Below are 21,264 nucleotides of genomic sequence, written 5' to 3'. Positions count from 1 at the left end.
TTGTCGCCTCGCGGTTGCCTCAGCGGGTCCGCGTGCCCCCCGCGCATCCACCCAGCAGATACGCACGTTCTGGAACGCTCAGAGCGTGCGTATCTGCTGAGTCGATTCGGGGAGTGTTGTGGGCCAGCCGCTCGCCGGGCGGGCGACGCCCGCTTCGTCGGTGACGGCGGCGTAGGGGAGCGCGAGCAGGTCGCCGGCCATGAGATCGGCGGGCAGGTCGACCGGCCGAGGGGCGAGGCATCCGCTCGCCGCCGACCCGACACTCGCCGCGGCCCTGACGCTCGCTCCGGCCCTGATCGTGGTCGGCGTCGTGCGTGCGACCGAGACCCGGCCGATGAGTCGGGCTTCGGCCCACGCGGGGTCGAGCGGCTCGAGGTCTGCGTCGATCGTGACCGTGCGGCCGCCCTGGTCGACGGATGCCTCGAGCACGCACACGACCGCGACTCCCGTGCTGCCCGTGACCGCGGTGGCGGGGCGAGTGCCGGAGCCCGCTCCGGTGCCGGGCACGACGGCCCGCCCGAGGTGCACGGCGGGCGTGCCGCACAGCTCGGCCAGTCGGAGCAATGAGACACCGCCGACCTCGACATCGGTGATGCTCGGGTCGGTCGCCGCGGGCCAGAGATCGGGATCGATCGGATCGGGGATCGATCGCCGAAGCGTCGGCAGCAATCGCGTGAGGGTCATCGGACGTGCACCGCCGCTCCGTCGCAGCACGAGTGGTGGTGAAGACTCGTGATCGCGCCGGTGGTCGAGGGCATGCCTCAGTTCTACGCCCGATCGCCAAGGGGGCGCCCGTTTGTTACGCGCTCCGAACGCCGAGCGCCGGTTTGCTCATGCGTTGCTTACGCAGCGATGGGCTCGCTGCTACGCCGCGGTGGCCCCGCTGCTACGCCGCGACGGCCTCGTCGAGCTTCGCCGCGAGCTCCGCGTCGGTCGGCTCGGTGAAGTGGGTGCCGTCGGGGAAGACCACCACGGGGATCTGCGTGCGACCGCTGATCGCCTTCGCCCGGTCGGCGCCGTCGATGACGAGTTCGAGATCGACGTAGTCGTACTCGACCTCGAGTCGGTCGAGCAGCGCCTTCGATCGGCGGCAGTCACTGCACCACTCGGCGCCGTACATCGTGACGCGGGCAGGGGTGAGGTCGGAGGCAGAGGAAGTCATACCAATAACCTACGTAGGTACCCTGTGCGGTATTCCCAGCTACGGGCGCCAGTGCCAGACTCGACCCCATGCGGTTCGAGACGACGATGACCCAGACCGGCAACAACACGGGCATCGAGGTGCCACCCGAGGTGATCGAGGCGCTCGGCGCCGGCAAGAAGCCGCCCGTCATCGTGAAGGTGAATGGCTACGAGTACCGCAACACGGTCGCGGTCATGGGCGGCCGGTTCATGATCTCGTTCAGCTCCGACAAGCGCGCGGCGACCGGCATCCGCGGCGGAGACCCGATCGTGGTCGACCTCGAGGTCGACACGGCACCGCGCACGGTGGAGGTCCCGGCAGATCTCGCTGCGGCCCTCGACGGCGCACCTGGGGCGGGGGCCGCGTTCGACGCGTTGTCGCCGAGCGCGAGGAAGGCGCACGTCACGTCGGTCGAGGGCGCGAAGGCGGCCGAGACGCGGCAGCGCCGCATCGACGGCATCGCCGCGAAGCTCTCGGGCAGCTGACGCCGCCGGGTCGTGCGAACCCGCGCAGGGGCGGAAGATCGATCAGCGCACGCCGACCAGTCGGATGAACGCGCTCAGCTGCGCCACTCCCTCTGGCGTGTAGGGCAGCGCGTCGAGAAGCCCTGGGGAGTAGAGCAGGTACGCCGCCCACTTCGCTCGCGAGATGGCGACGTTCAGCCGGTTCTTGAGCAGCAGGAACTCGACACCGCGCGGGGCCGCTGCCGCTGATGACGCGGCAAGAGAGACGATCGCAACGACAGCCTCTTGGCCCTGGAACTTGTCGACCGTGCCAACGGGCACCTCGGTGAGCCCCGCAGCATCGAGTGCCGCGCGCACGACGGTGAGCTGCGCGTTGTACGGAGTCACGACGATGAGGTCGCGCTGGGCGAGCGGCCGAGAGCGAGCGGATACCGCGGCATCCGCCGACTCGACTGACTCCGCCGACTCCGCCGACTCGACCCAGTCGCGCCCGAGGAGCGACAACGCGAGTTCGACGACGGCGAACGCCTCTTCGACCGACGCCGTCGTGTTGCCGGCGTGCTCGACGGGAATCGCCGTCAGCCCGGGTGCGACACCCTCGAGGCTGCGCTCGGACGCCACGCGGTGCGAGTGCAGTTCGCCCTCGTACGAGAGCAGCGAGACCGGCCGCGCGACGGCGGGGTGCATGCGCCGGCTCTCGGCGAGGAAGTACCCGAACTCGGCGGGCAGCACGTCGTGGCCGTCGGCGATCCAGCCGAGTGCCGAGGTGTCGACGGGTTCGGGATGGTTGCCCTGGCTCACTTGCGGCAACTGCTGCGGGTCGCCGAGCAGCAGCAGGTTGCGGGCGGCGACGGCCGTGGCGATCGTCGAGGCGAGCGAGAACTGGCCGGCCTCATCGATGACGAGCAGGTCGAGCGAGCCGCGCGGCACGCGGTCGGTGTTGGAGAAGTCCCACGCGGTGCCGCCGATCACGAAGCCCGAGCTCTGGTGCGCCGCCGTGAAGTCGGCCACCCCGTTCTTCGCGATCGCGGTGTAGGTGTGGGCGCCGGGCGCGCTCGGGTCTTTCGGGGCCTTGGCCACGAGTTCGGCGTCGAGCCCCGCGCCGATGACGGTGTCGAGCACGTTCTCGACGACGGCGTGCGATTGCGCGACGACGCCGACCTTCCACGCGTGCCGGCCGACGAGTTCGGCGATCACGTGCGACGCCAGATAGGTCTTGCCGGTGCCGGGTGGCCCCTGCACGGCGAGGTAGGAGCCGTCGAGCGAGCGCGCCGAGGCGACGACCGCAGCCACGTAGTCGTGGTCGGCCGAGAGCGGAGCGAGCGGCACGCCGCCGCGAGTGCGCGGCGGCACCCGCCGCAGCACGTCGATGGCGGGGTTCCTCGGCCACGCGGGGTAGGCGCGGGCAACTCCCTCGGCCCACTCGAAGATCGCACCCTGCTGCCGGCCGGCGGGCGGCGGTGTGCCGGGCACGATGGCCATCGGCAACTCGTGCCACGTGGAGCCGGCGATGGCACGCTCTTCGACGACGAGGCCGTCGTCGAGCACCTCGAGCACCCGAACCGCGTTCTGGCCGCGCGAGCCCGGGCGCAGGCCTTGCCGCGCGAAGGGCGCCGGCGGCTCGTAAAGCGCGAAAAGCTCGGCACCGATGCTGAACCGCGAGCCCGGCGCGATGCGCCCGCGCAGCATCACCTCGCGCCGGTCGACGCGGTGGTGGTCTTCGCGGTACCAGCGCTGGGTGACCGCGGATGCCTCGGGGTCGACGACGAGCACGTCGCGATGGTCTTCCCACGCGTCGAGCGGCTGCTCGACCCGGAAGAAATGGGCCCACCAGAAGCTCTTCGCTTCGCGGTCGTGGTAGTCGATGGCCGCCGCCGCGAGTGCGAGCGCCGTGTGGTCGGCGTCGCGATCGGGGTCGTCGGGCGGCCCGGCGATGGCCTGCAGGTGCAGTGCGAGCGGCGAGGGCTCGTAGACCTTGCCCGCGGCCTTCGCGGCCTGCACGAGCATCGACTCGGGCACGGGCTCGACCCCGGCGTCGCGGGCGAGGCCCAGCAGCCAGTCGCGCAAGCGCAGGGTCGAGACGCAGTCGTAGCGGTTGTAGTCGGCGAGGTCGTCGAGCACGTGCTGCGCGGCCGCCGAGCCGCTGAGACCGGTGACCGGGTCGGTGCCGCCCGTGGCTGCGTACTCTCGGGCCCGCACGTACTCGAGGATGGAGTCGCCGCCCGACTTCACGTCGGCCTCGCGCAGCTCGGTGCCCATGTAGAGGGGCTCGAGCTTCTTGATCGAATACGAGCGGCTGCCCACGCGCACCGCGCGCTTCACGACGGGATAGAGGTCGACGAAGACGCCGTCGTTGAGCAGTTGGTCGACGGCGGCCTCGCCGACGCCGTGGCGCGCGGCCATGGTGAGCAGGTGGGTGCGCTCGTAGCTCGCGTAGTGGTAGATGTGCATGTTCGGGTGCGCCGCGCGTCGTAGCGCCACGAGTTCGAGGAACTGCTCGAGCGCCACCCGCTCTTCGGCGAAGGAATGCGCCCAGAGCGGCGTGAACTGCTCGTCGTTGTCGACCATGCCGAAGAGGTAGTCGAGGCCCCAGTCGTCGGCCGCGCCCTCGGTGTAGAGCGGGTCGCCCTCGAAGTCGAAGAACAGGTCGCCGGCGTCGGGCTCGGGAATCGCGGCGAGCGAGGCCGCATCGCGTACGACGACGGGCGGGGGCAGCGGTGGGTCGTCGGGGGAGCGGAGGCCCGAGGCATCTGCTTCCGCCTCAGCCGCTTCGGCCTGGAGCTGCAACCGCGCCTGCACCCGGAGGTTCTCGATGGTCGCATCGAGCACGCCGGGCACCGGGCCGACGGATGCCGCGAGCTCGTCGATCGTCGTGATGCCCGCCTCGAACAGTGCGGTGCGCTGGGTGACCCTGAGCCCGGCGACCAGAAGCACGTCGCGGTGGCCCTGCACCTCGAGGTCGCACGTGGGACAGCGCCCGTCGAGCGCGTAGCGCGGGTCGCCCCACTCGACCGGGCCGGTCTCGGCGAGCCGGTCGGCGACGATCAGCTCGAGCCGCTCGCGGCGCAGGCGGTAGACGGGGGCGATGTCGTCGAGCCGGTGCACGCTCGTCGAACCGTCGCCGAGCAGCAGCTCGACGGTGTCGGCGCACGGCACTCCGGTGCGTTGCAGCTGCTCGGCGTAGGCCGCGAGCTGCAGCAGTGCCGTGACCCGCGCCCGGCGCGCGAGCTTGGAGTCTTGCACGAGGTAGCGGCCGTCGGGCTGGCGCACGATGAAGTCGGCGAACCCGATGAAGCCCTCGTCGGCGAACGTCGCCTGGAAGACGACGGGTGCCCCCGCGGCGAATGCGGCCTGCGTCGCGGCGACGGCCGCCGCGACCGCTTCAGCGTCGCGCACGTCTGGGCGCTCGATCTCGACCACGCCCTCGCCGAGCTCGGCACGGTACGACTCGAGCACTCGCAGCTCGTGCTGGTCGCCGAGCCGGCCCGAGCGCTCGAGCATCGCGTCTTCAGGATCGGGCACCTTCTCGATGCGGCCGAGTTTGGCGTCGAGCGCTCGCAGGAAGGCGAACTCGCACTCGGATGCCTTCTTCAGATCGCTCGCGCTCGTGACGACCGAACCGTCGACCAGATACATCCGGGCCCCTTCCGCCGCCAGGCTCTCACCGTATCGGCGGCGGCCGACATCGGGGCCATCCGGTGCTGCGAACTCAGCCGGCGCTGCGAGCTCAGCCGGCAGGTGACGCGGCGACCAGCAGTGCGCCGCGCGGCATGCCGAGCATGCCCTCGACGGCGTGCCCGATGAGCGAGCCGCGCGAGGCGGCCTCGCCCCAGAGCACGAGGGCCTGCGCGTTGAGCCCGTCGATCATGCCGAGCAGCTGCCAGGCGACGGATGCCGCGTCATCAGTCTCGAACTCCCCGGCCGCGACGCCCGACTCGATGACGCCCTGCACGACCGCCTGCCAGGAGTCCATCTGCTGACGCACGCTCGCCGCGAGCGCGTCGTTGCGCCGACCGAGCGCCCACGCCTCGACCCAGACGACGGTGACGTCGTCTCGAGTGCCGTCGAGCAGCGTGGTGAGGAGCACGGCGAGGCGTTCACGCGGGGTCGGGTGCTCGGCGAGCAGCGACACGACCTCGTCGATCTCGGCGCTCACGACGCCCGCGAAGGTCGCGGCCACGAGCGCCTCCATGTTGGGCTCGTAGTGGGCGACGAGCGCGGGCGCGACATCGATGCGCGTGGCGACGCTGCGCAGGGTCACCGCGGCGAGGCCCTGCTCGAGCGCGATCGACCGCGCGGCATCCGCGATCTCGGATGCACGCTCGGCCGGGCTCTTGCGTTCGGCCTTCTTGCGAGGAGGTCTTGACATCGTGGCCCCAGTCTATGTACATTCGCTGCAGTTGTTGATCATCTGATCAATAGTGATCGTGTCCCCGATCACGACGAAATGAGACCCCCAACATGAGCAACGAAGCCAACCGGGCCCCCGCCACCCCCGCCACCCCCGCCCCCGCCGACCGCGCCCCCACCGCCGACCGTGCCGGCCACGTCGAGCAGCACGGCGCCGACCACATCCCGACCTCCGAGCGCCACGGCCGCCCGCGCGAACTCTTCTGGGTGTGGATGTCGGCGAACGTCATCTACCTCTACTTCGTGATCGGCGGGGTGCTCATGCTCCTCGGCCTCTCGCTGTGGGAGGCGCTGCTCATCACGGTGCTCGGCAACCTCTGGTGGGCGGTCGTGGGCCTCCTCGCGATCAGCGGCCCGGCCTCGGGCACGCCGAGCGTCGCGGTCATGCGGGCCATGTTCGGTGTGCGCGGCAGCCGGGTCTTCGGCGCGGGCCTCGGCGTCGCCATCGGCATCTTCTACGAGATCATCAACATCGCCTTCGCGACCCTCGCCGCGCTCGCGCTCGTGGGCCAGTTCGGCGTCGCGCTGCCGCCGGGCGCCGAGTGGGCCGTGCTCGTCGTCGTCGCGGCGCTCAGCTTCGTCATCGGCGTCTACGGGCACGCGACCATCCTGAAGCTCGCACCGTACTTCTCGGCCGCGCTCGCCGTGGTGTTCATCGTGCTCGCCGTGTTCGTGTTCGGCGCCGCCGACTTCGCCTACGAGCCGGTTCCGCTCGCTCCCGCGGAGCACTGGGCGATGCTCCTGCTCGGCTTCGCGATCGTGGCGTCGAGCCCGCTGTCATGGGGCACGGGCGCCGACTACGCCCGCTACCTGCCGACGGATGTCTCGAAGCGCGCGGTCGCCTGGTGGACCGCGCTCGGCGGCTTCGTTCCCGCCATCGTGATCGGCACGCTCGGCGTCATCGCCGGCACCGCGATCGACATGACCGACCCGCAGCTCACGATCGCCGAGATCGTGCCCGGGTGGTTCACGCCGGTCTTCCTCGCCATGATCGTACTGTCGAGCATCACGAACAACGTGCTCGTCGCCTACTCGACGGGCCTCTACGCCCAGGGCCTCGGGCTCCGGGTCTCTCGCGCAGCGACCGTCGTGATCACGGGCGCCGTCGCGACTGCGATCGCGGGCTGGTTCGTGTTCCTCGCGCCGAGCTTCCTCGACACGCTGAACGCGTCGCTCGAGCTCGCGGTGACCGTGCTCGGCCCGCTCGTCTCGATCTACGCGGTCGACATCCTGCTGCGACGCAACCGCTACGACGGCCGCGCGCTCACCGACGAACGCCGTGGCAGCCCGTTCTGGTACGACCGGGGCGTGTTCTGGCCGGGTGTCGCCGCGATGCTCGTCGCCACCACCGTCGCGGCCCTCTCGGCGAACACGACGCTCTACGTCGGCCCCATCGCGGCCGCGCTCGGCGGCGCCGACCTCTCGGCCATCGTCGGCCCACTCGTCGCGGGCGGGCTCTACGCGGTGCTGTGGCTCACCACGAATCCCTACCGAGACCCGGCTGCGCGCCCCTCTGCATCCACCCGCAATGATGAGAGCACGGATGCCGCGGCATCCGTCGACCGCACCCTGGAGGTACCCGCATGACCTGGCACATGCCGTCCGAGACCGCACCCCACGAGCGCACCTGGATGGCGTTCCCGGTGGCCGACACCCCAATCGAGGTGTCTGCCGAGGAGACTGCGGCGACCTTCGCCGCGTGGGCCGAGGTGGCGAATGCCGTCGTCGAGTTCGAGCCGGTCACGATCCTCGTCGACGCGAACGCGCTCGACGTGGCCCGCGAGCTGCTCGACCCGCGCGTGGAGGTCGTCGAGTGCCCCGTCGACGAGTACTGGATGCGCGACCACGGACCCACCTTCGTCGTCGACGATGAACGCCCCGGCGTGCTCGGCGCGGTCGACTGGACCTTCAACGGCTGGGGCGCGCCGAGTTGGGCGCGCTGGGACAAGTCGGGCGAGCATGCCCGCTTCGTCGCCGAGCTCGTCGGAGCCGAGCTCGTCTCGAGCGCGCTCGTGAACGAGGGCGGCGGCATCCACGTCGACGGCGAGGGAACGGTGCTGCTCACCGAGACCGTGCAGCTCGATCCGCGTCGCAACCCCTACGCAGACAAGCGCCGCGTCGAGGCCGAGATGGCCCGCACGATCGGGGCGACGAAGGCCATCTGGCTGCCGCGCGGCCTCACCCGCGACTATGACGACTTCGGCACGAACGGACACGTCGACATCGTTGCGACCATCACCTCACCGGGTCAGGTGCTCGTGCACGCGCAGCGCAACCCCGAGCACCCCGACTTCGAGGTCAGCCGCGAGATCGTCGCGCTGCTCGCCGGGTCGACGGATGCCGCGGGTCGTACCCTCGAGGTCACCGAGCTGCCCGCGCCGTCGGTCATCCGTGACGACGAGGGCTTCGTCGACTACAGCTACGTCAACCACCTGGTCGTGAACGGCGGCGTCATCGCGTGCGGCTTCGGCGACGACGAGGCGGATGCCGCGGCGCGCGAGATCCTCGAGGCGGCCTACCCCGGTCGGCGTGCCGTGACCGTCGACGCGCGGCAGATCTTCGCCGGCGGCGGCGGCATCCACTGCATCACGCAGCAGCAGCCGGTGGTGGCGCGATGAGTGATGCCGCTCCTCGCCACTTCGACGTGGTCGAGGCGTCGATCGCCGAGTTGCGCGCAGCGCTCGAGTCGGGCGCCGCGACATCCGTGAGCCTCGTCGAGGCGTACCTCGCCCGCATCGCGGCGTACGACGTTCCCGGCACCGCGACCGCGCTCAACGCGCTCGTCGTGCTGAACCCCGACGCCCTCGTCGATGCCCGTGCCTCCGACGAGCGCCGCGCCCGCGGAGAGTTGCTCGGTCCGCTCGACGGGATCCCGTACACGGCCAAAGACAGCTACCTCGCCGAAGGGCTCACCGCCGCTGCCGGTTCGCCCGCGTTCGAGCACCTCGTCGCGCAGCGCGACGCCTTCACGATCGAGCGCTTGCGCGGCGCCGGAGCGGTGCTCATCGGCCTCACGAACATGCCGCCCATGGCGAACGGCGGCATGCAGCGCGGCGTGTACGGCCGCGCCGAGAGCCCGTACAACGCCGACTTCCTCACAGCCGCCTTCGGCTCGGGCTCGTCGAACGGCTCGGGCACCGCGACCGCAGCCTCGTTCGCGGCGTTCGGTCTCGGCGAAGAGACGTGGTCGTCGGGCCGTGCGCCCGCTTCGAACAACGCGCTCTGCGCGTACACGCCCTCGCGCGGCGTCATCTCGGTGCGCGGCAACTGGCCGCTCGTGCCGACCATGGACGTCGTCGTGCCGCACACCCGCTCCATGGCCGACCTGCTCGAGGTGCTCGACGTCATCGTCACCGACGACCCCGAGACGCGTGGCGACTTCTGGCGCGCGCAGCCGTGGGTCGAGATTCCGGCCGCGTCGGCGGTGCGCCCTCCCTCGTACCGGGCGCTGCAGTCGACGGATGCGGCGGCCACGGGCGGCTCGCTCGCGGGCAAGCGCTTCGGTGTGCCGCGCATGTACGTCAACGCCGACCCCGAGGCGGGCACAGCCGAACCCGGACGCACGCCCGGCATCGGCGGCTCGACAGGGCAGCGCATCGAGACCCGCGACTCGGTGATCGAGTTGTGGGAGGCGGCCCGGAGTGACCTCGAGGCCGCCGGTGCCGAGGTCGTGCTCGTCGACTTCCCGGTCGTGTCGAACTACGAGGGCGACCGACCGGGCGCACCCACGATCGAGACGCGCGGACTCGTGAGCCACGAGTACCTGCGCCGCGAGATCGTCGACCTCTCTGCTTGGGCCTGGAACGACTTCCTCGACGCGAACGGCGACCCCGCGCTGCATGCGCTCGCCGACGTCGATGGCGAGCGGATCTTCCCGCAGCCCGAGGGCACGCTGCCCGACAGGTACGCGGGATTCGAGGACGACATCGCCGAGTACCCCGAGTGGGCGCGCTCGCACCCCGGCGCGACGTTCGCCGACATGCCCGAGCTCGAAGCCGGCTTGCGCGGCCTCGAGGAGACCCGCCGCATCGATCTCGAGCAGTGGATGGACGAGCTCGGGCTCGACGCCGTGGTCTTCCCCGCAGTCGCTGACGTCGGCCCGGCCGACATGGACGTCGACGAGGCATCCGCCGATCTCGGCTGGCGCAACGGCGTGTGGGTCGCGAACGGAAATCTCGTGCCGCGCCACCTCGGCATTCCGACCGTCACCGTGCCCATGGGATTGATGCGTGACATCGGCATGCCGGTGGGCCTCACCTTCGCCGGGCGGGCCTACGACGACTCGGCGCTGCTCGCGCTCGCCGCCGCGTTCGAGGCGCTGCCGACCGCGACGCCGCGCCGCGTAGCACCGCCGCGCACGCCGTCGCTCTGAGCCGGGCGCGGCGGGCCGAGGCTCGCCGCAGCCCGGGCTAGTCTGGCGCCATGGCGGTCAGTCCGAGCCGTACGGCGGTCTACGCGCGTCGGCGCAAGCGTCGCATGGCGCAGCACACGCACGACCTCAGCGACGAGCAGTGGGCCGCGCTCGCCGCCGAGTGGCCGGGCTGCGCCTACTGCGGTGCGAGCGACCGGCCCCTGCAGCGCGACTGCGTCCAGCCGATCTCACGCGGCGGCCGTTACACGCTCGGCAACGTCGTGCCGGCCTGCGGCTCGTGCAACGCGAGCAAGTCGAACGACGAGGTCACGTCGTGGCTGCGGCGCAAGAAGCTCGACGAGCGGGCATTCCTGCTGCGGCATCACGAGGTCGGCGTTGCGCTGGCGCTGCGGTTCCCGGTGCCCGAGGCGCTGCAGGACTGAGCCCCTCGACGGCATCCACGTCGACCGCTGAGCACGAACCCCTACAGAGGGCGTGACTCCGCCATCGTCCGTCGGTAGCGCTCAGGATGCATCAATCGCAACGCCGTCGTCGAGATCACCGTCACCTGCGTCGCGAGCAGGCGGCTCGCGACCTTGGAGTCGCGGAGCTGCGCCGCCGCCGTCGATCACGTCTGTCTCGACCAGCAGCACGATCCCGTCGTCGTCGAAGTCGTCGCTGACGAAGGCACCGCGAGCATTCTGGGAATGCCGCCAGCACAGGGTGGAGAGTGCGCCGTTCCGTCGGGTTGTGGAGGACGACTCAGCCCGGTGCGGCCTGTGCTGCCTGGTATACGCCGGTGACCGCGGCTGTCGATCAGCTGACGTCGACCGTGACCTCGTGCAGGCCGGTCGCGCCGTCGGGCACGACGCCCTGGCGGTCTGCGATCTGCATTTCGCCGTCGGCGCCGAGGGCACGCACCCGTACGGTGTGCGTTCCCGCGGCGGCATCCGACCACTCGTAGCGCCACTGCACCCAGGTGTCATCCGAGATCGCCGTCGCGAGCTCGGCTTCGCGCCACTCGCCGTCGTCGATCTGCACTTCGACGCCGTCGACACCGACGTGCTGGTGCCAGGCGACGCCGGCGATCACGGCGGCGTCGGCGGAGACCGACTGGCCTCGGCGCGGCACGTCGATGCGCGACGAGAGCTTGATGGGGCCGCGCTCGCTCCAGCCGCGATCGGTCCAGTAGGCGGATGTCGCGTCGAACCGGGTGACCTCGAGGTCGACGACCCACTTGGTCGCCGAGACGTAGCCGTAGAGGCCGGGCACGACCATGCGCACGGGGAAGCCGTGCTCGGCGGGTAGCGGCTCGCCGTTCATGCCGACCGCGAGGATCGCGGCGCGGTCGTCTTGCAGCACCTCGAGCGGGGTCGACGCCGTGAACCCGTCGACGCTTCGCGAAAGCACCATGTCGGCGTCGGGGGTCGGCGATGCGCGGGCGAGCAGTTCGCGAATCGGATACCCGAGCCATACCGCGTTGCCGATGAGCTCGCCGCCGACCTCGTTCGAGACGCACGCGAGGGTCGTGATGCTCTCGTCGAGGGGCAGGGCGAGCAACTCGTCCCACGTGATCGTGATCTCGCGTTCGACCATGCCGTGGATGCGCAGACTCCAGTCGGCGGGGTCGACGGCCGGCACGGCAAGGGCGGTGTCGATGCGGTAGAACTCGCCGTTCGGCGTGATCAGCGGGGCGAGGCCGTCGATGCCGAGCTCGGCGCCGGCGGGCACGGTCGCAGTGGTCGCCGCCTTCGGCAGGATGATCGCGTCGCGCACCGCGCTGATGGCCCGGGTGCCGGCCTGCAGCGCATAGCCGCCGGCCGCGGCGATCGCGCCCAGCACCACGGCGCCGCCCGCCCAGCCGAGGAACCGCCGCCGGTCGACGCCTGCGTCGCCCTCGCCGGTTGAGGAGTGACGTGTCACCTCAACCCGCGATGGCAGTCGCATCACGAGCAGCCGCAGTGCCACCACTGCCGCGATCGCCGCGAGCGCCGACGGTGCGATCGCCAGCATCGGCGCGTTCGCGCGAGTCGAGGCGGCGATGGCGCCGGCCACTCCCACGAGCCCGAACAGCACCTGACCCCACGGCGGCCTGCGCGCCTCGAGCACCCCGGCGGCACCCGCGACCGCGAGCAGCACGAGGCCGATGCCCACGAGCAGCGCGGCCTTGTCGGCGGTGCCGAACAGGCCGATCGCGGCATCCTTCGCCCACGGCGGCGCGACGTCGATCAAGAGCGCGCCGACGACCACGAACGGGCTCGACGCGGGCGCGAGCACGGCGGCGGAGAGTTCGCCGACTCCCGCTCCGAAGGCGACGGATGCCGCGCCAGCGGTCGCGGGCAGCACCAACCTGCGTGCGGGGCCTGCAGAGCCGCTCGTCTCGGGCATGCGCACAGCGTACGCGCGTCGTGCGCACATGGGCTTTGCGCGCATGGCTGTACGCGCATCCGCCCGCGCGAATGTCAGCCCCTCGTGTCAGAATCGTGAGTTGCGGGCGCGCCGGCCCGCGCCGAGGGGAGCAGCCGAATGACCGCGACCGACCAGATCACTGAGCCCGCCACTGAGCCCGCCGTCGAGCACGCCACCGCGGGCACCGCAACGACGGGGCACATCGCCGACGCGCACGACCTCATCGAGGTGCGCGGTGCTCGCGAGAACAACCTGAAGAACATCTCGCTCGACATCCCGAAGCGCCGGCTCTCGGTGTTCACGGGCGTGTCGGGCTCCGGCAAGTCGAGCCTCGTGTTCGGCACGATCGCCGCCGAGTCGCAGCGCCTCATCAACGAGACCTACTCGGCCTTCCTGCAGACGTTCATGGCCTCGCCGTCGCGCCCCGAGGTCGACAGCCTGCGCAACATCTCGGCCGCGATCATCGTCGACCAAGAGCGCATGGGTGCCAACTCGCGCTCGACCGTCGGCACGGCGACCGACGCCAACGCGATGCTGCGCATCATCTTCTCGCGGCTCGGCCAGCCATACGTCGGCCCGAGCTTCCACTTCAGCTTCAACGTTCCCGCCGGCATGTGCATGCGCTGCGAGGGCATGGGCGAGGTCAACGACATCGATCTCGACGAGCTCTTCGACCGCGACAAGTCGCTCGCCGAGGGCGCCATCACCATTCCCGGCTACACCGCCGACGGCTGGATGGTGCGCATCTACTCCGAGGGCGGCTTCCTCGACCCCGACAAGAAGATCCGCGACTACACCGAGCAGGAGCTGAGCGACTTCCTCTACAAAGAGGGCGTCAAGGTCAAGGTGCAGGGCATCAACATGAGCTACGAGGGACTCGTGACCAAGGTGCAGAAGAGCCTGCTCTCCAAAGACCGCGACGCGATGCAGCCGCACATCCGGGCGTTCGTCGACCGCGCCGTCACGTTCACCGCCTGCCCCGAGTGCGGCGGCTCGCGCTTGAACCAAGAGGCGCTGGCGTCGAAGATCAAGGGCATCAACATCGCGGATGCCGCGGCGATGCAGATCTCCGACCTCGCCGTGTGGCTCGAAGACCTCTCCGACCCCGAGATCGGCCCGCTCGTCGAGTCGCTCAAGGAGACGATCGACTCGTTCGTCGAGATCGGCCTCGGCTATCTGAGTCTCGACCGCACCTCTGGCACGCTCTCGGGCGGTGAGGGCCAGCGCGTGAAGATGATCCGCCACCTCGGCTCGAGCCTCACCGACATCACCTACGTCTTCGACGAGCCGACCGTCGGCCTGCACCCGCACGACATCCAGCGCATGAACGAGCTGCTCGTGCGCCTGCGCGACAAGGGCAACACCGTGCTCGTGGTCGAGCACAAGCCCGAGGTCATCACGATCGCCGACCACGTCATCGACCTCGGCCCCGGCGCCGGCCGGGCCGGCGGCGAGATCTGCTTCGAGGGCGATGTCGCGGGCCTCCGCGCCTCGGGCACGCTCACCGGCCGTCACCTCGATCACCGTGCCACCCTGCGCGAGACGGTGCGCGAGGCATCCGGTCACCTGCAGATTCGCGATGCCCGCCAGCACAACCTGACCGGTGTCGACGTCGACCTGCCGCTCGGCGTGCTCACCGTCGTCACGGGTGTCGCCGGTTCGGGCAAGTCGTCGCTCATCCACGGCAACGTGCCGAAGTTCGACAACGTCGTGGTGGTCGACCAGGCGCCGATCCGCGGCTCGCGCCGGTCGAACCCGGCCACCTACACGGGCCTGCTCGACACGATCCGCACGGCGTTCGCGAAGGCCAACGGCGTGAAGCCGGCGCTGTTCAGCGCGAACTCGGCCGGCGCCTGCCCCAACTGCAAGGGCATCGGCCTCGTGTTCACCGACCTCGCCATGATGGCCGGCGTCGCGAGCGTCTGCGAGGAGTGCGGCGGCAAGCGTTACACCGCCGAGGTCCTCGAATACACGCTGCGCGGCAAGAACATCAGCGAGGTGCTCGACATGCCGGTCGATGCGGCACTCGAATTCTTCGAAGAGAAGCCCGCGCGGGCCGTGCTGCAGCGGCTGAGCGACGTGGGCATCGGGTACCTCGGCCTCGGTCAGTCGCTCAACACGCTCTCGGGCGGTGAGCGCCAGCGCCTGAAGCTCGCGATCAACATGGCGAAGAAGGGCTCGATCTACGTGCTCGACGAGCCGACGACGGGCCTGCACCTCGCCGACGTCGACAAGCTGCTCGCGCTGCTCGACCGGCTCGTCGACGACGGCAACACCGTCATCGTCATCGAGCACCACCAGGCCGTGATGGCGCATGCCGACTGGATCGTCGACCTCGGCCCCGGCGCCGGCCACGACGGCGGGCGCATCGTGTTCGAGGGCACGCCGCGCGAGCTCGTCGAGGCGGCGGCGACGGATGCCGCGACGCTCACGGGCACGCACCTGCGGGCGTACGTCGGGGCGTGAGCCCAGTGGGTTGAGGAGCGAGCGAAGCGAGTGTCTCGAAACCCGCTTGCCCCGGCGTGCGGGGTTTCGAGACGGCGCTGGCGCGCCTCCTCGAGCAGCTAGTGGCTTCGCACGAACTCCGCGACCTGCGCCGCGAGCCCGGCTCCGATCTCGGCCGCCGGGCGCTTGGCGCCCTTCACCTCGAACGAGTGATTCGCGTCGTCGACCCAGTCGAGCGTCGCGTTCGGCCCGATGCGGCGCACGACGTCGTCGAGCTGCTCGTTCGGAGCCGCGAACGGATCGTTGCGCCCCTGCAGGAAGAGCATCGGCACCGTGATGCCCGGCAGGTGCTCGTCGCGCGGCTTCTCGGGCTTGCCCGGGGCATGCAGCGGGTAGCCGAGGAAGACGAGCCCCGCAGCGGCCATGCCCTCGGCCACCGCCATGGATGCCATGCGCCCGCCGAACGACTTGCCCGCCGCCCAGATCGCTTTGTCGGGGCACCCGTCATCGGCCGCGCGTGCGGCCGCGACATGCATCACCGCGCGCCAGGTCGCGATGGCGAGCGGTGGCCGGTCGGGAAACCGGCGCCCCGCTTCGCGGTACGGGAAGTTGAACCGCATGGTCGCGAACCCCTCGGCGTCGAGCGCGCGAGTGAAGCCGCTCATGAACGGATGCTCCATGCCGGCGCCGGCACCGTGCGCGACGACGATCGTGGCCGCTGCGCCCGACGGCCTGGCGTACACGGCCGAGACGGGCACGCCGTCGATATCGATCGTGATGGACTGCTCGGCCGTCGTCATGCCTCAATGCTGCCGCATGCGGGTGCGTCGTGCTCCTGCCGCTGGCTACGAGTCGAACAGCTCGAAGATGCCGCCGATGCCCTCGATCACGTTGCCTGCGCCATCTGCGAGATCGCCGACGGCCGCGGTCAGCTCGATGACGCTGCCGGCGGCCTCGATGGCGAGTGCGATGTCGGACGTGGCCTCGACGAGATCGCCGAGTGTCGCGAGGTTGCCGAGCTCGTTCACCTCGAGCTTGAGCTTCGCGATCCACTCGCGCTCGAGGCCGAAGAGCACGGCGTAGGGCAGCAGTCGCTCGTGCAGGTGGAACCGGGCGACCGCCGCCTCGCCGGGTGCGGCGGGCGAGGGCGCGGCGGGCGAGGGCGTGGCGCCCGGAGATGCGTCGGCCGCGCCGGGCGCCGTCGGTCGCGGAGCGTCCGAGGCATCCGTCGCTCGAAGCTCTGCGCCGCTCGGCGACTGCAGCACCCTCAGTCGCTCGGCTTCGGCCAGCCGGATGTACTGCCGCAGGCCGGCGAGGTGCTCGCGCCGGGAATCTGCGGCCGGCAGGAACTTGCGCCACGACGCCGGGGTGACGAAGATGGTCGCGATCGTGGCGCCGAGGGCGACGAGCGTCGCGATGAGTGCCGGCCAGTCGCCGCTGACGATCGTCGTGACGAGGAACAGCGCCTCGACGAGCATTCCGAGGTAGGCGAACACGGTGAGCGTGACGCCCGGCCAGGTCACGCGCCGCTCAGCCACGAGCCCGTCGCGCGCGAGGGCGTGCTCGGTGTTCAGCAGCAGGCTCTTCAGGCGGCCGGCCAGCGCTCGACGGTCGGCGGAGAATCGCCGCACCCGAGTGCCCGTGTGGTCGGGGCCGAAGAGCGCCTCGAGCAGCGCACCCTCCTCGGTCGTCAGCACGATGCCGGGCACGAGTTCGACGCCGATCGGGTCGCGCTTGCCCTCGCCGGCGAGCAGGCGCACCTTGCGCTTCACGGCGAGGTCGATGAGAGCAGCGGATGCCGCGCGTCGATCGGCATCGATGAGCAGTGCGTCGCGCAGCACCGTCGTTCCGGGTTCGGGCGTGTACTGCACGACGCGTGGGGTCACCCGCTGGGCGGCGATGGCGCGCGCAGCGAGCCCGAGTCCGAGAATCAGGAAGGCGGGCACGATCGCGAACACGATGGCGGCGGTCAGCACGCGCCCAGTCTAGGGATCCGCGGGGGTCGCTCGGTCGCACGCGCTGCTCTGCATGTCGCCGAGGCGGGTTGCATGACGCGCGGGGTCGGTGCCGTCGATGTCGGAAGCCCGGCGTACCGTGACTGCCATGACGAAGCAGATGCAGCACTCCGCACCGAACCTGGTGGTCGACGAGCCGTGTCCGCGCTGCGATTCACTCGCGGTGCGCGCGATCGTCTACGGCCCGCTCGACTTCGAGGTCGAGGCCTCCGATATCTCCGGCGCGCTCGCCCTCGATGAGGCGCCCATCTTCGACTGCCGTGAGTGCGGCTTCGAGTGGGGCGCGGCCGTTCGCGACCTGCTGAGCTGAGGAGTGTCGCTGCGAGACACCACTGAAGTTGCGCAATGACCTCAATGAAACTGAGCACGGTCGCATTGATGCGTGACCGCCATGAGTGCAACACCGATCGGTGAGCTCCTGCGAGCCTGGAGGGCCAGGCGGCAGTTGAGCCAGCTCCAGTTGTCGTCACGGGCCGATGTGTCGACGCGTCATCTGAGTTACGTGGAGACGGGGCGGTCCATACCTACACGGCAGATGATCGAACGCCTCGCGCACCATATGGAGATTCCACTGCGCGAACGCAATCAACTGATGCTTGCCGCAGGCCTTGCACCGACCCATCCCGAGCGCGAACTCGATGCGCCGGAGCTGCTGGCAGTGACCAGGGCGCTGCAGTCGCTCCTGGAGGCGCACATGCCCTTCCCCGCGCTAGTTCTCGACAGGTGGTGGGACATCGTCGATCGCAACGCGGCAACCGACCTCCTGCTCGCCGGATGCGCCGCTCACCTCCTGGAGCCACCCATGAACGCGGTGCGGCTGACGCTGCATCCAGAGGGTCTGGCTCCGCGCATTGCCAACCTCGGCCAATGGCGCTCACGCCTGCTAGCCCAGGTGCAGGCCAGATCCGACCGTGACGGCGATCTGCGACTACGTGACCTCGCCGAAGAAGCAGCCGCCTACCCAGGTGATGGTGCCGGCCGGCCAGCGCTCACTGATGTTGTGATGCCACTTGAACTCACCATCGACGGCGCCACGCTGCGCTTCTTCAGCATCTCCGCAACAGTGGAGTCCGCACGAGACGTCACCGTCGACGAACTCCGCATCGAGGCGTTCTACCCAAGCGACGAGGACACGAGAAACATCGTCTTCGCTCTTACCTGAAGCGGGCGGGCGCCGAGGAATCAGGGCCATGACCTGCGAGGTCATCGACAGCCACCCGCTGAAGAGGTGATTCTGGAACGCCCGCACGATCTTGACCGCCTCGAACATTAGGAGTCCACATGCATTCGCTCGCGCAGCACTGGATCGAGAACATCGTTCTGCAATCGCCCGTCGCGCAGACTCTCAGCATCACCGCGCGCTCAGCGGACATCGATCACGTCACCCTGGTGATGCCGTACTCCGCAGCGCTGACGACCACTCCCGGCGTGCTTCACGGCGGTGCCGTCGCGACCTTGATCGACACCATCGGCGCCGCCGCATCGGCATCCGGCATCTCACCCGATGACGAGCCCTCCGGCGGCGCGACCATGAGTCTCACCGTGAACTATCTGGCACCGGCGAGCACTGACCTCACCGCAACAGGCACGGTCGTGCATCGAACCCGATCGGCAACACTCACTGAAGTGCATGTCACCAACGCCGCGGGGGATCTCGTCGCCACCGGTCAGGTCAGCAGCCGCATCTTTCACTAGAGCCCCGCGAAGCGCATCGAAGCCCCCGAGATGACTGCGCCCTACGTCTTCCTGAATCAGGTCTGAGATCGCGCGGTGCGAGCGGTTCACCCGCCAACTCTGAGCTGGTCTGGGGCCGGGTCGGCGCGCTGTGTGGCGAGGTAGTGATCGAGGAGACGGGCACCCACGTCGGCTGCCTCATCGGGATCCATGTCCGCGAGTTGAAGTGAGAGGCCGTCGATGACGGCCTGAAGGATTGCCGCGTCCGGGCCGTCAGACTGGTCGTCCTTCTGGTGGATATTGTCATCCGCACCGTGGGAGGCTGCGTGCCGGGCTCGGAGAATCCGGCGGTACATCGCGCCGAGTTGGATGGAGAAGCTGTGCTTGAGCTCCGTCAGTGCGGGGTTCGTGTCGGCGTGGGTGGTGAAGGCGAGCCAGACCTTGAATTCGCGCTGGCGCTCGGAAGTGAGCGGGAGCAGTTCGAGCAGCATCGCCCGCGTCCACTCGTCGGTCGGACCGGTCCGCGGCATCGCAGTGATTCGCTGCGTGAACTGGTCGGCGAGCAGCTCCATGGCATAGTGCACCATCTCAGCCCGCGTCGGGAAGTAATGCTGGACCGTTCCGCCCTTGACGCCGGCCTCGGCGGCCACGGTCCGCACGCTGACCCCGGTCATGCCCTCCCGGGCGACAACGCTCCACAACGCTCCGGCCACCCGACCCTTGCCGTCCCCTATTGCGTGCTCCACGAGATCATCTTACACTCGTATGAGCCAACCCATACGAGTGTAAGAGAGATGTGAGATGGTACAGAACGTCGATACGGCACGTACGAAGCCCGGCCCGCCCAGCCAAGGACACCTCGCAGCGTTGTGGGCGGCGACCATCGTCGCTTTGGCTGTGCACAATGCTGAGGAATGGCTGCTCGGCATGACGGGCTGGGTGGCTGCACGCCCCTGGATGCCGGGGCGGTTCCTTCATGGAGACCAACAGCAGTTCGGTGTTGCACTCGTGATCGTCACCGCGGCGGTACTCACGATCGGCGTCATCGCCGTGTCGACCCGAGCGAAGTGGAGCGCCGAGACGCTGGTGTGTGTCGCCTACGCCCTGATCATCAACGCTGGCAGCCACCTCCTCTTCAGCGTGGTGTCCTGGAGCCTGATGCCCGGAGTGATCAGCGGCCTTTTCGTGCTGCTTCCGCTCGGCCTGATCATCGTTCGAACGCTGCCGCCCGTGCGATGGAGCACATCCGCAGTAGTGACGACCGTGATCGCTGCCGTGGGGATCGTGGCGGGATCACTCCTCATCGCCGCCGCCCTCGCACCGATCATCCCTGCGCTCTGATGAACTCGTCGGGAACGCCCCGGTCTCGGACTGAACAGCACCGCCTGCGGAGAACCCAGGAAGATGGAAAGCCACCCTCCGAGTTAACGGAAACGAGGACTGGCGCATACCCACAGTGCTGATCGCGAACGCCGTCATCGTGATCGCGGCCTGGGACTGTATCGACGGCCTGCGTATGGCGCGACGCGGCGCGACCATCGAAGCCATCGACCCTGCTCATCGAGCGCAGGGCATCAAATCGTAGAGAACTTGGTAGTTTTCGTAGCCGAACCACAGCTGGACCACGCGCGTCGATGCCGAGGGCCATTCAGTCGAAGCGGCGTACGGCATGCAAACGCCCGTCCGGTGCCGGCGGTGAGAGCGTGAATCCTAACGTGCGCAGAAGGCGTTGCGCGGCCTCGTTCGTCGGAGCTGTGTCAGCGCGCACACTGTGGGCACCGGCTGCTCGAGCTTCCTGAAGGACTCGACGTATGGCCTGCCCCGCTATGCCTCTACCGCGGACCGTCCGTGCGAGCCAGATCCCAGTCTCGACTACACCGTCGACATCGGTTCGCTTCAGCCGCACCGCTCCGACGGGCTGTCCGAGGTGCAGGATCGCCCAGGTGGCCTCGCCCTCGGCTCCCGTGAGGCCCGATCTTCGGGAGCGGTGATAGTTCTCGAACCATCCCACGCGCTGCCGTGTCCACTTGTCGCCAGGCGTCAGCGGCGGCGTGACGTCGGATGCGGCCGCATCTGATGTCGCGACGACCGTCAACCGGCGGAGAACCTCCTCGTCGACCGGTACAAGCGTGACCGCTGCTGCGGGGAATGCCTTCGCGCTGTCCACCGGCGTCGTGTCGTTCATGAGTGCTGATCCTCCGGATCGCGGGGCGATGCTCAAGCTCGAGGGCTGCTTCTCCCGGCCGGCTTGCCACAGTCTGACTTGCGACGCGTGAGTGAGTCAATCAGTACGCGCGGCCCGTCCGCTGCAGG

At 69.7% G+C, this 21,264-nt stretch carries 20 protein-coding genes; 11 read left to right on the top strand and 9 right to left on the bottom strand.

The annotated features are described in order from the left end of the window. Positions 1–78: 78 nt before the first annotated feature. Both H521_RS22305 and H521_RS0108320 read right to left on the bottom strand, forming a co-directional pair. On the bottom strand, positions 79–684 hold the full coding sequence (locus H521_RS22305; protein WP_022892567.1) for a hypothetical protein: 606 nt from the start codon (positions 682–684) through the stop codon (positions 79–81). Positions 685–886: 202 nt separating this feature from the next. Beyond that, positions 887–1,162: a glutaredoxin family protein gene (locus H521_RS0108320; protein ID WP_022892566.1), complete on the bottom strand. Its 276-nt coding sequence runs from the start codon at positions 1,160–1,162 to the stop codon at positions 887–889. A gap of 68 nt (positions 1,163–1,230) precedes the next feature. Here H521_RS0108320 and H521_RS0108315 point away from each other — a divergent pair, with 68 nt between their 5' ends. Continuing rightward, complete coding sequence (locus H521_RS0108315; RefSeq protein WP_022892565.1) at positions 1,231–1,668, top strand: YdeI/OmpD-associated family protein; 438 nt, start codon at positions 1,231–1,233, stop codon at positions 1,666–1,668. 42 nt (positions 1,669–1,710) lie between these two features. On the opposite strand, the gene H521_RS0108310 is transcribed toward H521_RS0108315, so the two are convergent. Together H521_RS0108310 and H521_RS0108305 are read right to left on the bottom strand one after the other, a co-directional pair. Continuing rightward, positions 1,711–5,283, bottom strand: coding sequence for a TM0106 family RecB-like putative nuclease (locus H521_RS0108310; RefSeq protein WP_022892564.1), 3,573 nt, complete (start codon positions 5,281–5,283; stop codon positions 1,711–1,713). A gap of 91 nt (positions 5,284–5,374) precedes the next feature. Next, complete coding sequence (locus tag H521_RS0108305; protein WP_022892563.1) at positions 5,375–6,016, bottom strand: TetR/AcrR family transcriptional regulator; 642 nt, start codon at positions 6,014–6,016, stop codon at positions 5,375–5,377. A 92-nt stretch (positions 6,017–6,108) separates the two neighbouring features. On the opposite strand from H521_RS0108305, the gene H521_RS22300 reads away from it, so the two are divergent. The 4 genes from H521_RS22300 to H521_RS0108285 are packed head-to-tail and all read left to right on the top strand — an operon-like array spanning position 6,109 to position 10,851. Beyond that, on the top strand, positions 6,109–7,644 hold the full coding sequence (locus H521_RS22300) for a purine-cytosine permease family protein (protein WP_022892562.1): 1,536 nt from the start codon (positions 6,109–6,111) through the stop codon (positions 7,642–7,644). Continuing rightward, a complete protein-coding gene (locus tag H521_RS0108295) occupies positions 7,641–8,675 on the top strand; it encodes an agmatine deiminase family protein (RefSeq protein WP_022892561.1) in 1,035 nt (344 codons plus the stop codon). Before H521_RS22300 ends, H521_RS0108295 begins: the two co-directional genes overlap by 4 nt. Beyond that, positions 8,672–10,429, top strand: a complete 1,758-nt coding sequence (locus H521_RS0108290) for an amidase (protein ID WP_022892560.1) — start codon at positions 8,672–8,674, stop codon at positions 10,427–10,429. The genes H521_RS0108295 and H521_RS0108290 overlap by 4 nt, the downstream gene beginning before the upstream one ends. Positions 10,430–10,479: 50 nt before the next feature. Beyond that, positions 10,480–10,851 (top strand): HNH endonuclease, encoded by a 372-nt coding sequence (locus tag H521_RS0108285; protein ID WP_022892559.1) that lies wholly within the window; start codon positions 10,480–10,482, stop codon positions 10,849–10,851. Between the two features lie 373 nt (positions 10,852–11,224). On the opposite strand, the gene H521_RS0108275 is transcribed toward H521_RS0108285, so the two are convergent. Next, the gene (locus H521_RS0108275; protein WP_051159231.1) at positions 11,225–12,796 is read right to left on the bottom strand and encodes a molybdopterin-dependent oxidoreductase; all 1,572 of its coding nucleotides are present in this window, start codon (positions 12,794–12,796) and stop codon (positions 11,225–11,227) included. Between the two features lie 138 nt (positions 12,797–12,934). Here H521_RS0108275 and H521_RS0108270 point away from each other — a divergent pair, with 138 nt between their 5' ends. Continuing rightward, entirely contained in the window at positions 12,935–15,283 is a 2,349-nt protein-coding gene (locus tag H521_RS0108270) for an ATP-binding cassette domain-containing protein (protein WP_022892556.1), read from the top strand. Positions 15,284–15,381: 98 nt separating this feature from the next. On the opposite strand, the gene H521_RS0108265 is transcribed toward H521_RS0108270, so the two are convergent. Together H521_RS0108265 and H521_RS0108260 are read right to left on the bottom strand one after the other, a co-directional pair. Then, a complete protein-coding gene (locus H521_RS0108265) occupies positions 15,382–16,062 on the bottom strand; it encodes an alpha/beta hydrolase family protein (RefSeq protein ID WP_022892555.1) in 681 nt (226 codons plus the stop codon). A 45-nt stretch (positions 16,063–16,107) separates the two neighbouring features. Further along, positions 16,108–17,238: a DUF2207 domain-containing protein gene (locus H521_RS0108260; RefSeq protein ID WP_022892554.1), complete on the bottom strand. Its 1,131-nt coding sequence runs from the start codon at positions 17,236–17,238 to the stop codon at positions 16,108–16,110. Between the two features lie 127 nt (positions 17,239–17,365). On the opposite strand from H521_RS0108260, the gene H521_RS0108255 reads away from it, so the two are divergent. The 3 genes from H521_RS0108255 to H521_RS0108245 all read left to right on the top strand — a co-directional run bounded on the left by H521_RS0108255 (position 17,366) and on the right by H521_RS0108245 (position 18,972). Next, positions 17,366–17,587, top strand: coding sequence for a hypothetical protein (locus tag H521_RS0108255; protein WP_022892553.1), 222 nt, complete (start codon positions 17,366–17,368; stop codon positions 17,585–17,587). Positions 17,588–17,668: 81 nt separating this feature from the next. Continuing rightward, positions 17,669–18,439, top strand: coding sequence for a helix-turn-helix domain-containing protein (locus H521_RS0108250; protein ID WP_040424249.1), 771 nt, complete (start codon positions 17,669–17,671; stop codon positions 18,437–18,439). A gap of 119 nt (positions 18,440–18,558) precedes the next feature. Continuing rightward, on the top strand, positions 18,559–18,972 hold the full coding sequence (locus H521_RS0108245; RefSeq protein WP_022892551.1) for a PaaI family thioesterase: 414 nt from the start codon (positions 18,559–18,561) through the stop codon (positions 18,970–18,972). Between the two features lie 86 nt (positions 18,973–19,058). Here H521_RS0108245 and H521_RS0108240 read toward each other — a convergent pair whose 3' ends face one another. After that, positions 19,059–19,697, bottom strand: a complete 639-nt coding sequence (locus tag H521_RS0108240) for a TetR/AcrR family transcriptional regulator (protein WP_022892550.1) — start codon at positions 19,695–19,697, stop codon at positions 19,059–19,061. Between the two features lie 145 nt (positions 19,698–19,842). Here H521_RS0108240 and H521_RS22295 point away from each other — a divergent pair, with 145 nt between their 5' ends. Beyond that, entirely contained in the window at positions 19,843–20,292 is a 450-nt protein-coding gene (locus H521_RS22295) for an HXXEE domain-containing protein (protein WP_169513974.1), read from the top strand. 115 nt (positions 20,293–20,407) lie between these two features. Beyond that, on the top strand, positions 20,408–20,536 hold the full coding sequence (locus H521_RS26575; RefSeq protein WP_022892548.1) for a hypothetical protein: 129 nt from the start codon (positions 20,408–20,410) through the stop codon (positions 20,534–20,536). 63 nt (positions 20,537–20,599) lie between these two features. Here the strand turns inward: H521_RS26575 and H521_RS25450 are convergent, their stop codons facing one another. Then, positions 20,600–21,136: a GNAT family N-acetyltransferase gene (locus H521_RS25450; RefSeq protein WP_084512130.1), complete on the bottom strand. Its 537-nt coding sequence runs from the start codon at positions 21,134–21,136 to the stop codon at positions 20,600–20,602. Positions 21,137–21,264: the final 128 nt, after the last annotated feature.

The sequence above is a fragment of the Agromyces subbeticus DSM 16689 genome, from assembly GCF_000421565.1.
GTDB classification, from domain to species: Bacteria; Actinomycetota; Actinomycetes; order Actinomycetales; family Microbacteriaceae; genus Agromyces; species Agromyces subbeticus.
Note: the sequence above shows the minus strand (reverse complement) of the source record. Positions and strands in the feature narration are given on the sequence as shown.

Bases quoted from the DNA above. Each gene is read 5' to 3' on its own strand.
- H521_RS22305 (WP_022892567.1), bottom strand. From the start codon at position 684: ATGACCCTCACGCGATTGCTGCCGACGCTTCGGCGATCGATCCCCGAT.
- H521_RS0108320 (WP_022892566.1), bottom strand. From the start codon at position 1,162: ATGACTTCCTCTGCCTCCGACCTCACCCCTGCCCGCGTCACGATGTAC.
- H521_RS0108315 (WP_022892565.1), top strand. From the start codon at position 1,231: ATGCGGTTCGAGACGACGATGACCCAGACCGGCAACAACACGGGCATC.
- H521_RS0108310 (WP_022892564.1), bottom strand. From the start codon at position 5,283: ATGTATCTGGTCGACGGTTCGGTCGTCACGAGCGCGAGCGATCTGAAG.
- H521_RS0108305 (WP_022892563.1), bottom strand. From the start codon at position 6,016: ATGTCAAGACCTCCTCGCAAGAAGGCCGAACGCAAGAGCCCGGCCGAG.
- H521_RS22300 (WP_022892562.1), top strand. From the start codon at position 6,109: ATGAGCAACGAAGCCAACCGGGCCCCCGCCACCCCCGCCACCCCCGCC.
- H521_RS0108295 (WP_022892561.1), top strand. From the start codon at position 7,641: ATGACCTGGCACATGCCGTCCGAGACCGCACCCCACGAGCGCACCTGG.
- H521_RS0108290 (WP_022892560.1), top strand. From the start codon at position 8,672: ATGAGTGATGCCGCTCCTCGCCACTTCGACGTGGTCGAGGCGTCGATC.
- H521_RS0108285 (WP_022892559.1), top strand. From the start codon at position 10,480: ATGGCGGTCAGTCCGAGCCGTACGGCGGTCTACGCGCGTCGGCGCAAG.
- H521_RS0108275 (WP_051159231.1), bottom strand. From the start codon at position 12,796: ATGCCCGAGACGAGCGGCTCTGCAGGCCCCGCACGCAGGTTGGTGCTG.
- H521_RS0108270 (WP_022892556.1), top strand. From the start codon at position 12,935: ATGACCGCGACCGACCAGATCACTGAGCCCGCCACTGAGCCCGCCGTC.
- H521_RS0108265 (WP_022892555.1), bottom strand. From the start codon at position 16,062: ATGACGACGGCCGAGCAGTCCATCACGATCGATATCGACGGCGTGCCC.
- H521_RS0108255 (WP_022892553.1), top strand. From the start codon at position 17,366: ATGACGAAGCAGATGCAGCACTCCGCACCGAACCTGGTGGTCGACGAG.
- H521_RS0108250 (WP_040424249.1), top strand. From the start codon at position 17,669: ATGAGTGCAACACCGATCGGTGAGCTCCTGCGAGCCTGGAGGGCCAGG.
- H521_RS0108245 (WP_022892551.1), top strand. From the start codon at position 18,559: ATGCATTCGCTCGCGCAGCACTGGATCGAGAACATCGTTCTGCAATCG.
- H521_RS25450 (WP_084512130.1), bottom strand. From the start codon at position 21,136: ATGAACGACACGACGCCGGTGGACAGCGCGAAGGCATTCCCCGCAGCA.